General features: G+C 42.0%; 9 protein-coding genes, 1 rRNA gene and 1 pseudogene. 5 read left to right on the forward strand and 6 right to left on the reverse strand.

Features of this window, described 5'->3' with window-relative positions; all coding sequences use genetic code 11:
• Positions 1 to 67: 67 nt before the first annotated feature.
• Complete coding sequence (locus CDG79_RS08385; protein ID WP_094341731.1) at positions 68 to 946, forward strand: FHA domain-containing protein; 879 nt, start codon at positions 68 to 70, stop codon at positions 944 to 946.
• A 461-nt stretch (positions 947 to 1,407) separates the two neighbouring features.
• Entirely contained in the window at positions 1,408 to 3,477 is a 2,070-nt protein-coding gene (locus tag CDG79_RS08390) for a tetratricopeptide repeat protein (RefSeq protein ID WP_094341732.1), read from the forward strand.
• Positions 3,478 to 3,502: 25 nt separating this feature from the next.
• Here CDG79_RS08390 and CDG79_RS08395 read toward each other — a convergent pair whose 3' ends face one another.
• From CDG79_RS08395 to CDG79_RS08420, 4 genes are all read right to left on the reverse strand, one after another.
• Complete coding sequence (locus tag CDG79_RS08395; protein WP_094333026.1) at positions 3,503 to 4,285, reverse strand: hypothetical protein; 783 nt, start codon at positions 4,283 to 4,285, stop codon at positions 3,503 to 3,505.
• 130 nt (positions 4,286 to 4,415) lie between these two features.
• Positions 4,416 to 5,948 (reverse strand): DUF1565 domain-containing protein, encoded by a 1,533-nt coding sequence (locus CDG79_RS08400; RefSeq protein ID WP_094341742.1) that lies wholly within the window; start codon positions 5,946 to 5,948, stop codon positions 4,416 to 4,418.
• Between the two features lie 814 nt (positions 5,949 to 6,762).
• Complete coding sequence (locus tag CDG79_RS08410) at positions 6,763 to 7,293, reverse strand: pentapeptide repeat-containing protein (protein WP_094341734.1); 531 nt, start codon at positions 7,291 to 7,293, stop codon at positions 6,763 to 6,765.
• 700 nt (positions 7,294 to 7,993) lie between these two features.
• A complete protein-coding gene (locus CDG79_RS08420; RefSeq protein ID WP_094341735.1) occupies positions 7,994 to 9,388 on the reverse strand; it encodes a TldD/PmbA family protein in 1,395 nt (464 codons plus the stop codon).
• Positions 9,389 to 9,699: 311 nt separating this feature from the next.
• Between CDG79_RS08420 and CDG79_RS08425 the strand changes: the two genes are divergently transcribed.
• Both CDG79_RS08425 and rpsU read left to right on the forward strand, forming a co-directional pair.
• Positions 9,700 to 10,029: an RNA recognition motif domain-containing protein gene (locus tag CDG79_RS08425; RefSeq protein WP_094341736.1), complete on the forward strand. Its 330-nt coding sequence runs from the start codon at positions 9,700 to 9,702 to the stop codon at positions 10,027 to 10,029.
• A gap of 125 nt (positions 10,030 to 10,154) precedes the next feature.
• A complete protein-coding gene (gene rpsU, locus CDG79_RS08430) occupies positions 10,155 to 10,346 on the forward strand; it encodes a 30S ribosomal protein S21 (RefSeq protein ID WP_094333031.1) in 192 nt (63 codons plus the stop codon).
• Between the two features lie 672 nt (positions 10,347 to 11,018).
• Here rpsU and CDG79_RS43525 read toward each other — a convergent pair.
• A complete protein-coding gene (locus CDG79_RS43525; protein WP_094333032.1) occupies positions 11,019 to 11,177 on the reverse strand; it encodes a CopG family transcriptional regulator in 159 nt (52 codons plus the stop codon).
• Positions 11,178 to 11,717: 540 nt separating this feature from the next.
• On the opposite strand from CDG79_RS43525, the pseudogene CDG79_RS43535 reads away from it, so the two are divergent.
• A pseudogene (locus CDG79_RS43535) lies at positions 11,718 to 11,914 on the forward strand (transposase); the annotation flags it as partial.
• 61 nt (positions 11,915 to 11,975) lie between these two features.
• Here the strand turns inward: CDG79_RS43535 and rrf are convergent.
• Positions 11,976 to 12,080 (reverse strand): 5S ribosomal RNA (rrf, locus tag CDG79_RS08450); the annotation flags it as partial.

The following is a 12,080-nucleotide window of genomic DNA, read 5'->3' on the forward strand; positions in this document are numbered from 1 at the left end:
TAGGCCCGCTCTCTGCTTGCCAGTCCTACCTAATTTTATGATGATCTTGAACAAAGGCTAAATATCGATGATCGTCTGCCCTAATTGCAATCATCCCAACCCTGATGGCGCTGTCCAATGTGAAGCTTGTTATACACCGTTACCTGCGACTACTAACTGTCCCAGTTGTGGAGCAAATGTGCAGGCAGATGCTGCATTCTGCGGTCAGTGTGGCTATAACCTTCACTCCGCAGGAGTTCCACACGTTCATAGTACGGTAGCTACAACAGTTACTCCCGATGTTTCTGTGGAAGTACCGCCATTAGTTCCACCCGATCCACTATTAGAACTTTTACAACCAGATGCTTTGGGAATAAGCGGTTCTACTAACTCTCATCCTCCCAGTTCATCTTTACCACCAACAGAGATGGCAGTTCCTCCAGTGGCTCCTGCACAGGGAGTTGTTGCAGAAAGTAGCCCCCCAGAACCAATGCCAACCGTTGAAGCTCAACCTGTAGTCTCTGGACAAAGTATTCCTACTCCACCACCGTTGGAACCACCGCCAGTCTCTGAAGCTGAACTACCCCCGCCAGCAGCACCAGTACCAACTGCAACTGTTGCCAGAACGCAATTGCAGCAGGTTATGGCGCGGTTAATCCACGTTCAAACCGATCGCCTAATTGAATTGCCACAAAATCTCTCTGTGATTCATATCGGCAAGCCTAATGACCGGATTCCTCCAGATATAGACGTTTCAGGATTTCCCAATTCAGAAGTTGTCTCGCGGATTCATGCAGATATTCGCGTTGAGGGAGACGCTCACTATGTAGAAGATGTGGGAAGTTCTAATGGTACTTACATTAATAACTTGCCACTTTTACCGGGGAATCGTCATCGATTGCGACCAGGCGATCGCATCAGCTTGGGTAAAGGAGACTTGATGACATTCCTCTTTCAACTTGCTTAACTGATTCTCCATTAATTGTGACATCAGTCTAAGCATTTTCTGCCCATCCTCCGGCATTGATTTTGCAGGAGAAACAAATGCACCGCATCAGACAAGCGACGGATAACTATGTTGTTCACTTTAGCTAGATAAGTGATATCAAATAACTCCCCTTAATGGGGAGTCAGTAGTTAACGATCGTTAGTCGTTGGTCAATGCACACAGCTAGTTTGAGTTTTTTAAACAGCAGCCTAAGATTACAGGCTGCTGTTTGAGAAATGAACAATGACTAGACAAACCGCTTTTTCCAAACGCTCTGAAACGGGATTCTCTAGTGCTGGCATTACTGCGACTGATGCGAATATAGAGACCTGCTGAGTATAGATCCCATTGCCTCTACAACATTTAACCACTTAATTCTGTTATAGATTGGAGAGAGGCACGCCGCTTCAAAAACTGACCAACAGACTGAGATGGTTGTTATGAAGAGCAAAAATCAAGCTATTTTCGCTTTAATTGCAAAAAACACTATTGTCTTTTTACCCTTGCTGTTATCCGTTGGAATTGCCAGTGGACAATCTGCACCATCACCTTCCCCAGCACTAACTCCTACTCCGGTCTTATCAAATCAGGAACGGGAAGAATTAACACGACTACGAGCCGAAAAGCGAATTCAACAGCAAGTCCAATCTGATTTTAAGAACGCTTTTAGCCGTACAACTATCTTAATCGATATCTGGCTAGTAATATTAAGTCTATTTCCAGTCGCAATCATTGCTTTATTTTGGCTTCTCCGACGGGTGGTAATCCGAGAAATTGTTGAGAGAGCAATGCAACAATTACAGGGAATGGAAAAACTACAAAATCAGCTAGCTACTGTTAAGCAAGAGTCTGAAAATATTATTCAAGAAGCTAGAAAAATAAATTATGAATTAGGACAAGAAACGGTTAATTTACAACAAAAAATTAAAACCGAACAAGAAAACTTATCTAGCCTGACATCGGAATTCGATTTAGCTAAAGCACAGGTATTAAGTAGATTAGAAACTCAACTCAAAAAATCTCAAGAAGATATAGAAATCTTAGAATCAAAATTTGCTTCTGGGCTATCTAAGTTAGAGTTAGAAGCTCAACAACAAAGAGATATAGCACTGGAAAATATAGGAAATTTAGCATCTGTTCTGACACAAGAATTGTCTAAGTTAAAGTTAGGTGTACAACAGCAGCAAGAACTAGCCGTTGCCGATCTAGAAGTATCAAAGTCTGAGTTCATCTCTCAACTTTCTGGATGGCAGTCTGATGCTCAAAATGAAAAAGATATAGTTATTGAAAATTTGACAAAATTGCAGTTAGAATTTGTCGATAAATTATCAAAATTACAAGTAAATGCTCAACAACAAAAAGATATTACTCTTGAGGATTTAGGAGAAATAGATAATCAACTTAAATCTCAATTATCTGAATTACAGGCGGATGCTCACGAACAGAAAAATAAAATATTTGAGATTTTTGCAGCATTGCAGTCAGAATTTGCCGAACAACTATCTGAATTACAAATAGATGCTCAAAAGCGGAAAGAGCTAATCATTGAAAACTTAGAAAAATCTGGTTCTGAGTTTAGTTTACAATTCTCCGAATTGCAATGGAATGCTCAACAACAAAAGATTATCATTTTGGAGAAGTTAGAAAGATTAGAAACTGAGTTTGTATGTCAACTCTCGGATTTACAATTGGATGCCCAAGAAAGAAAGGATCTTATCCTTCAAGAACTAACTGAAATTACACCTGAATCTATCCTAGAGGCGGTGAATTCGGAAGTTGAAGAAGAAATGCAGGAACAGCCACAACAACCGGAATTCAATGCTGATGAGTATGTACAACAGGGAGATGCGTTGTTTTCCCAAAAACGCTATGAAGATGCGATCGCAGCTTACAACCAAGCGGTTAAAATCCAACCTGATGAGCCTGTGGCTTGGTTAAAACGAGGTTTAACTCTCGGAAGGTTAAAACGCTACAAAGATGCGATCGCGTCTTATGACCAAGGGATTAAACTCCAACCAGAGTATCATCAAGCTTGGTGCGAGCGCGGCGTTGCTTTTGGAAACTTACAACAGCATCAACAAGCCTTTGCCTCATTTGATAAAGCTACACAAATTAAGCCTGATGATGCTGTAGCTTGGTTGAATCGCGGTCTTTCTCTAGTGGCTTTGGAACAGCATGAAGAGGCAATAGCATCTTTTGATAAAGCGCTAGAATTCCAACCAAATTCTCCCAAAATCTGGGATAAACGCGGTTATACTTTGGTAAGATTGGGACGCGATGATGAAGCGATCGCTAGTTTTAACAAAGCCTTAAAAATTAAGCCCGATTATGCCAGTGCCTATTACAACAAAGCAGCCTGTTACGCACTGCAAAGACAAGTTGAACTATCTCTGGTAACTCTCAAACAAGCAATTGAACTTAATTCCAGGTATAAAGAAGACGCGGCAACTGACCTAGATTTTGATGATATTGCTGATGATGAGCGCTTTAGACAGTTAGTTGCAGAGTAAAAAGTTATTTGTCATTTGTCATTTGTTATTGATTCTTCTCCTTCACTGCCTCACCCCCCATATCTGGCGGATTCTGTTCGCCAGACATCGCCTTGAGTTTAGATGTAAAAGACTCAGAGCGATCGCTTTTTTCTGGAGTAAATTGCCCGATAGGGGCATGAATAGCAGCAGGTGGGAGCAGTTTGGGCTGTCGTTGATGATGGCTTGATGATGGAGAAGGCAATGGAATTTCTTGTGAAGTTTGCCTTTGGCTGACAGCAGGCGATCGCTGAAGGGTGGCCGAAGAGGTAAACTTCCCAGTTAGGGGGGACTTCAAGACGGTTTTATTGTCTCTATCTTCCTGCTTCTCGTGTTCTTCACTCAAAGATGTCTTTTGTTCAGAACTTTTCAGTTGTAGAGTTGCAGTATTGCTGTATTGATAGCCGTTACGAATCTTCGCAGGTGGTAATTGAGGACTCGTGACTTTCTCTACAATCGGGTTTTTTTTGGGTAGCGGGAGGGCTGGTGCAGCAAATGAGGTTAAGCTTTGAGGAAATTTGCTACAAATCATCCGTTCAAATTCCATGTTGAAATGATATGTAGCCTGATCCCGGCGCTGCCAAAATACTAAAATTTGCTGCACGGAAACCGCTTTATAACGACCTTGATATAGTGCCTCAATCACTGCCAGGTGTAGCCAATTCAGTGGGTATTGCGTTTGCCAACGCTCAACTAGCTCATTGGCACTATACCCACTGAGGTCAAAACTATAGTTAATTAATAAAGCGATCGCCAAGTTGGCAGAAGTATCTGGAAGTGTTGTTAACATGGGGCTATTAGCTTTCGGCAATAGGTCTCAGATTTTTCACCCATCGCATATTAGCCTAGCGTGCTTTTAACTACATGGTTTTTTTTTCCAAGAGTACCAAGCCGATAAGCAGTGTTTCCTATTCTACTTGTCAAGTTCTGGAATGCAACCCTACATAGACTGATTTAATCGCAGATGTTCGCCCAATGGCAACTAATGCCTGATAAACCATTGCTGCAACTTCGGCACGTGTTGCCAAACGTGAAGGTGCAAGTAGTTTGGGATCTGGGTAATTGACGATGATTTTTTGTTGTGTAGCAGTAGCTACGGCTTTTCGGGCGTAGTCGGGAACGGTATGACGATCGCTATATACTTCTAAAACATCGCTATCAGTCGGTGGTAGTCCCAATCCGTTTACTAGGGAGACAATCACCTGTAGTCGCTGGACGTGTCGATCGGGGCGAAAAGTGCGATCGCTAAATCCGCCAACAAAGCCACCACTAGCCGCGATTTGGATAGCGCTATAAGCCCAAAAATCCTTTGGTACATCTGTAAAATCAGGTGCTGAGATTTTGGGAAATGGGTTAAAGGCGATCGCTACCAGAGATGCATACTGGGCGCGAGTCATGGGTTTATCTGGCTGGTAGCTACCATCAGCAAAACGATGAGTTAAATCCATGCTTACTAGTGCCTGGATAAATGGTTCTGCCCAATGTTCATCTAGTTGAACAGGTGCGGGGAGGTTTTGAGATGGTGATTCAGTCGCAGCCTCAAATAAACTGGTGTTAACTGCTACTTCATTAACTGGGATCAATTCAAATAAGCCCTTGATTAGATAATGATTCAACTGATTACCTACGGAAATCAGCTTTTGTGTAGTAGCATTATATAAATCAAATTCACTATTATCATGAAAAATATTATTAGCAGGCTCTTGGGTATTACCTAAATCGGGAATTGCATTGCCATTGACTAATAGACCACCTTGTGTATTGTGAGTAATGAGATTTTGACGCAGTACTGGTTGGGCGTTGCGAGAAAGTGCGATCGCGGTGCGATTTTCTGATAATTTGTTATTTGCGATCGTCGGGGTGGCAAAGTCACTAATTGCTATGCCTAAAGGGTTTCTTTGAAATACATTCCGCAATACTTCTCCCTGGCTATGACCTGCCATCACTAACCCGCTAGCAGTATTTTGCACAAATATATTATCTAAAATTGCAGGTTTGGCATTACCAGTGGTAAACACACCTTCCCGTCCACAGTCCCTCAAAGTATTGTTAGCTAAAGCAGGTGCAGCTGATTCAATCCAGATACCAGTACCTTTGGTTGAAGGATTGGTGACAGTTACACCTAAAAGACTGGAATTATCTAGTAAGAGCACCGTGATATTTTGCATACCAAAGCTGGCACTTTTATACTCCCCACTCCCAGAAATTACAATCCCTGCACCTTTATTAGCTTCGTTACCAACCACCGTTGTCCCTCCAGGGATGACTAGTGGAAACGCCTCACCACTAGCGGCGCTGTAAGTGCCCGACTCCAGATAAATTAGCGGGGGGATTTTGGTTACTTTTAAGGCACGGGTGAGGCTTTTAAACGGACTCAACCGTGAACCAGTGTTGGTATCATTCCCTGTCATAGGGTTGATATAAAGTGTGACGAGGAGGGTAGAGTTCACCATTGATAATTGAGAGTCAATTGTTTTAATTATGACAATCCTAAATAACATTACTTGTAGCAAACTTTTTCAAGGTAGTATCCCTGTCTATAGAAAATGTATCCACCTTGCTTTTTATTGCAAGCGGATAATCTGTACGCACAAGTTATAGACTCTCGTCCAACATTCTGAGTTTTCATCTCAGCGTTCGGTTTTCCCAGTTTAAAGTTCCAAGTTTTGAGGTTGATTGCCTATAGCGGTTCTCAACTGCATGAAATCCAGACCACTCTGGGATAGCAATGGCACTGCTGTGCCCCTCCCAGATTTGTATCCATGCATAGACGCAGAGTGGCTACTCTGTGAGAACGCCAAGGGCGAACCTACAGGTGCATCCCAGTTTTTATTTTCCAATGAAAGAATAACTGTCATTGCGAACGCAAGTGCGTCTCGTAGAGAGGAGGAACGACGTTCGCAAGAGCGTGTCGCAGACAAGCAATCGCATGGACTCGCACTTAGTTGGAGATTTTGCGATTGCTTCGTAACGCTTCGCAATGACATGCAAAAAAGTGTGATGCTCCCGAACCCACTGGGTACGAGAACCGCTATATTAATGAGATTCTTTTCAAAGAAGTGACATCTAAGACATACACTACTCTGTGTCTGTGTGTCTTCAGTTAAATACCTACGATAAGAAGTCAAGTATACGAAGAGAATTGACTTTAGAGGAAGTTCTAAATGTAAAGCAGCTTTCCTTAATGGATAAAATCAGGTTGATAGATTGAGTCAGCAGCCTAGATAGAATGCATTCCCATACTCCAGATGGGAATGAAATTAGAATTTAAATATTCTTATCTAGGATGGTTCCTTCTATATTGGCTCCCTCTAAATTTGCTCCACTCAAATTTGTCTGGTGCAAATCTGCTTGGGTAAGATTTGCCTGGGATAAGTCTGCTACAGTTAAGTCTGCACCACTCAAATCGGCTCCATCTAAATTCGCCGCAATTAAATTTGCTTCCTGCAAATCTGCTTCAGTCAAATTAGTTTCGATCAACTTAGCAACTGTCAAATCAGCTTGACTCAAATTAGCTCCTTCCATTGCTGCTCCATCCAAGATAGCTCCATCCAAGATAGCTCCGCTTAAGTTGCTACCAATGAGGTTAGCATTGCTCAAATCTGCTCCATTTAAGTCAGCCTCAATCAAACTGGCGTGGGCTAAATTAGCGTGACTCAGATTAGCTCCATCTAAAATTGCTCTATCTAAAATTACGTCACTGAGATTAGCTTCCCTTAAGTTTACCTCGCTCAAATTGACACCAGTAAAGTCTCTAACACCTGCGGCATAGTTTTTCAGAAATTGATCTGCTTTCATAATCTGTCGCTCTGCTTGCTAAGGAACATTTAATTGAGGCTATCAAGATTATCCAGACAGGCAGCAAATCCCCAGCACGCGCCACGTGAGGATTGATATGGTGAATTAAATTAGAGTGAATACTAAATCACTCTTATCTACATTAGCCATCTTCGACTTCTAGCGCTACTACCTAGAGTTGTGAGTTACTTTCATCCTTGGGAGGGATGTTTAGGGATGGAAAAATTTAAGCATTAGTGCAAAATTAGTGCAAAGCGATCGCTATAATTCAGATGCAGTTGGTAGCGATCCAGTTCTAAGTAGTCTCGAAAATCAGATTTTGATGAACTTTGGCTATTTGGCTTGGAGGTGGATAACGGTTTAAGCGAAAAAGATATTGCCGGAGTTAATGCTTTTCTGCAACGCGGTGGCGGCATTTTGACAACACGCGATCGTCAGGATATGGACTGTTAGATGTGTGGTTTAGTTGATATTGGTGAACATAAAAAAAGAGCCACGTGCCTTATGAAGATATTAAAACCTACGTAAGTAACGTGGCTTTCTGGTTGGCAAATTGATTTCAATTAAGGCATTTTCTGGTGAAAATATTAGTCTATCAAACTAGTATTGAGAGTTTGTAGTAAGCACTTTAGTCCTTACTACGAACCTGCATCAATTTAAACTTGAGTTAACCCGGAGTCAAAATTATGGTACGCGTAGTTCACGTTTCTCCACCAACCACTACATCTTGAATTCGGAGACTAGGGCCACCACAACCTACTGACAAACCATTTTGCCCTCCTTTACCACAACCCCCAGATTCATCCCAGTAAAAATCATCACCAATTGCCTCAATATCCGCTAAAGTTTGGAATACATTTCCTGAAAGCGTTACATCCCGCACAGGTTCAGCAATTTTGCCGTTCCTAATCATCCAGGCTTCCCCAGCACTAAAGGTAAACATTTCCCCATTCGTCATTCCACCTAACCAATTACGGGCATAAACTCCTTCTTTGATATCAGTGAATAAGTCTTTGACTGGCGTTTTACCCCGTTCAATCCAGGTATTTGTCATCCGTACAATAGGATTAAAGTGATAATTAAGACATCTGGCGTTACCAGTAGGCGCTTCCTCTAATTTGCCAGCAGTTTCACGAGAATGTAAACGTCCAACTAAAACTCCATCTTTAATTAGTTGAGTAGTTGTAGCAGGCGTGCCTTCATCGTCGTAAAAATAGCTGCCGCGATGTCCCTCTGGGGCCGCACCATCAAAAATTTGGAGTTCTTCTGGGCCAAATTGCCGTCCGATGGTCATCACTTCTAGCAGATCGGGGTTTTCATAAGCCATATCAGCTTCAGAAAGATGTCCAAAAGCTTCGTGGACAAACAAACCCGTGAGAATTGGATCGATGACTACGGTATAAGTATTACCTTTGACCGATGGCAGGGATAAAGCTGCGATCGCTCTTTGAGCCGCACCTTTTACTTGTTCATCCAAATCAGTTAAATCTTCGTAAGCTCTGCGAGAGCCAGTAGTTTCCCGTCCAGTTTGTACAGTTTCGCCATTTCTGGCGGTGGCGGCAAAGCGCATTTCCATATCCACCCAAGATTGCTCAATCAAAGTACCTTCTGAGGTAGCGACGATCACTTTTTGGGCGCTGTCACCGTAACGCACCGAGGTCGTGGTAATGCGGTCATCAACGCTTTTGAGCAATTCAGTATAGCGATCGCATAATTGTTTTTTCTTTGAGAGTGTGATTTTTCTGGGGTCGCTGCCTTTTAGAGGTAGAATGCATATTGCTTGCACTGGGTCAATGGGTGCAAGTAAAGTTTCTTCATCACCAACCATTAGCGCCGCAGCGATCGCTTCTTCTATCCGATCTTGAATTGTTCCTAGTTGGTTAAAGCAGCTCAACCCCCATCCACCTTTATAACAAGCGCGAATATGACCACCAATGGAGATGCCTTCACTGAGGGTTTCTAGCTTGTCGCCACGCAACAAGATATCAGTCCCCTCTGCTTCTTCAAGGCGGATCATCAGATAATCTACACGCTCTGAATAGCGGGCGATCAGGTCAGAAAGTAAATTTTGTGCGTCAGCAAGTATAGTCGGCATTTTCAGGTAGTTACAGTGACGAACTGCATTTATTTTGCAATTATTTGGGCAATTTCTGCTACCCAATATCGGAGTTCACCCATAAATCTAAGACTTAGAGGATGTTTGAGAAGCCTAATAGCGATCGCTGACTCTTAGTACTTCCTTTTTTACAATGGGTAAGAACTGAATGATGTGCTAAGGTAATTAGGTGAGAATAAAATTCGGTTACAGCGTTTGTTTTTAGTATTGACAGGCTTTTCCCTTTTGGTCTTAACAAGCTTGTCTCCGAAATCTAAATCTCTACACACCTATGATTTTGGAGATAACGCATGTCAATTTATGTAGGTAATCTATCCTACGAGGTTACACAAGAAGACCTCACCACAGTTTTTGCAGAACATGGTTCCGTAAAACGGGTTCAGTTGCCTACTGACCGTGAAACAGGTCGTCCACGCGGCTTTGCTTTCGTAGAGATGGGTACAGAAGCTGAAGAAACAGCTGCCATTGAAGCTCTTGATGGTGCTGAGTGGATGGGACGCGATCTCAAAGTGAACAAGGCCAAACCGAAGGAAGATAGAAGTGGAAGTGGTTCCTTTGGTGGTGGTGGTGGCGATCGTCGCGGTGGCGGCGGTGGTGGATACAACCGAGGACGCTACTAAGCTTAAGCTTTAAGATCAAAAATTAAGTTTTAACGTCTTAAGGGCAGAATCATTATCTGCCCTTTTTGCGCTCCGGTCTACTGGATAGCTTGAAATTGCCCAGTACCAATTAAGTAGGAGATGAAATGACCCAAGTATTTGTGGGCGAAAATGAAGGAATTGAGTCAGCCTTACGTCGATTTAAGAGGGAAGTTTCCAAAGCAGGTATTTTTCCAGACATGAGAAAGCATCGTCACTTTGAAACGCCTTTGGAAAAACACAAGCGCAAAGAAGTTGCAAGGCACAAACAACGTAAGAGAAATTTCCGTCGCAATTAAGAACAAACATACCTACCTACCTACCTACGGTAAGCTACGCTAACGCACTCTCTGATAATATTCTGGGCGATCGGATTTCCTCTTAGATATTGAATCTAAAAGGTAGGTTTTGGCAAAGCCATCACTGATTGTAGGATAATAGATGTAAATAAATAAGTTAAGTAAGCATTTTTTTCTTCTCTCTGTATTGCGCCAGTTGATTCTCCTGTCGGAGATGCTGCGCTAACAAGTCGGGGAACCCGCTCAACAGACTAGACTTCTCTGGGCCTCTGCGGTAGCCGGCTGCAAGCCACTCCGCCATCTACGTTAACAAAATTAGACTTTGCACAAAGAGTTTTAAGCTTAACACAAGCGTATTGGTCTATAGAGTAGTTCGTCTAACTAGAGGTGTTTGGGCAGGAATGCTATTCCCTGCCTTTAAACTCCGCTACTTATTTTCCTTGAATACGCTGGCAATGATGATAAAAACATAACGAATTTGCGGATTCGTATGTAGGCAAACTATCAGATCAAAACCATCCATATTGGGTATGGCTAAATTAGCAGCATTACATTTAAATTTTGTTCATCTGCTACCAATAGCACTGTTCTCAGGACAATAATGGTGAAACACTATATTTCACTTTCAAGAGATGTACTTATCATGGTTTTGTTCAGTACGATTTACTAAGTTTAAGAAACTTTTTCCTCTTGAGTAGAAAGAGAGCGAACTAACTCCCGAATTACATCGGTTGCTGGTCTCCCTGTCATTAAACAGTATTGTTCTAACTTTTGTGCTTCGCTTGATGTCAAATTGATTGTAAGTCTTTTAGCAGCCCATTTTTTATTCATGTAGTAGACAGATAAGCTATATTTTTAAACTACTTCTCTAATATCAATCTTTTAAGCTGCTACTACAATGGTATAAGTAACGACATCTAATTCAAGTAATCATGAAGCAGGATATGATATTTCTCTAAACAATAGTGAAGACGTAGGCATTACTGTGCCAAAACGGGAAAATTGTATGCTAAGACTGAAAGCCTTGCCCAGAAAGCATCTTAACCACTTGTTTTTCTAAAGTACCCAAGAGTTGCTGATTACCCTTAGTTTCTTGGTGCAGAGTAGTATGTATTCCCTGCACCTTGATAATATTTTGGAAAAAAGTATTTTTTATTGCTACATAATCAAGCTATATACTGAAATTACTCAGAGCAATTTGGTAACTTTTTTAACGCCAATTGTGCTACTTCTTCGGCACGTTGAGACGTTACTTTCTGATACCGTAATGTGGTTTGAATGCTTTCATGTCCCATAAGCGTCCTGAGTTCTTCAATTCCCATTAGCCCCACTCGCTCTGTAGCAAAAGTATGCCGTAGGTTATCATTACTTATGAAAAATAAGTTGCTTCCCTTGATGGATAAAATTTTACTCCGCAAGCGGGCTGTAATTAGAGTCTGTCAATGACCAAGTTAAGAAAATTTGCCAAGTTGAACACTCAAGACATCGGAGTGTACTTAACTTTATGGTTAACCTTTTAGCTCGGCGTTTATACTTACCACGAGAATAAACCTTCTTTGGTAAGATAATTATCCAAAAAAAAGCCGCAAGCATTGATGTGAGCTTGGGGCTTTTAGTTTGTATAAATATGCCTGGCACCGAGCTATTTTTGCGTAGGGCTACCCCTAAACTATCGTTGCCGCAACAGCGTTTCACCTCTGAGTTCGGGAAGGGTTCAGTGTGGTTCCACCGCGC

This window comes from Nostoc sp. 'Peltigera membranacea cyanobiont' 232 (genome assembly GCF_002245985.1).
Classification (GTDB): domain Bacteria; phylum Cyanobacteriota; class Cyanobacteriia; order Cyanobacteriales; family Nostocaceae; genus Nostoc.

Excerpts from the sequence above, each read along its gene's own strand:
- rpsU (WP_094333031.1), top strand. The coding sequence starts at position 10,155 with ATGACCCAAGTATTTGTGGGCGAAAATGAAGGAATTGAGTCAGCCTTA.
- CDG79_RS08410 (WP_094341734.1), bottom strand. The coding sequence starts at position 7,293 with ATGAAAGCAGATCAATTTCTGAAAAACTATGCCGCAGGTGTTAGAGAC.
- CDG79_RS08420 (WP_094341735.1), bottom strand. The coding sequence starts at position 9,388 with ATGCCGACTATACTTGCTGACGCACAAAATTTACTTTCTGACCTGATC.
- CDG79_RS08385 (WP_094341731.1), top strand. The coding sequence starts at position 68 with ATGATCGTCTGCCCTAATTGCAATCATCCCAACCCTGATGGCGCTGTC.
- CDG79_RS43525 (WP_094333032.1), bottom strand. The coding sequence starts at position 11,177 with ATGAATAAAAAATGGGCTGCTAAAAGACTTACAATCAATTTGACATCA.
- CDG79_RS08395 (WP_094333026.1), bottom strand. The coding sequence starts at position 4,285 with ATGTTAACAACACTTCCAGATACTTCTGCCAACTTGGCGATCGCTTTA.
- CDG79_RS08390 (WP_094341732.1), top strand. The coding sequence starts at position 1,408 with ATGAAGAGCAAAAATCAAGCTATTTTCGCTTTAATTGCAAAAAACACT.
- CDG79_RS08400 (WP_094341742.1), bottom strand. The coding sequence starts at position 5,948 with ATGGTGAACTCTACCCTCCTCGTCACACTTTATATCAACCCTATGACA.
- CDG79_RS08425 (WP_094341736.1), top strand. The coding sequence starts at position 9,700 with ATGTCAATTTATGTAGGTAATCTATCCTACGAGGTTACACAAGAAGAC.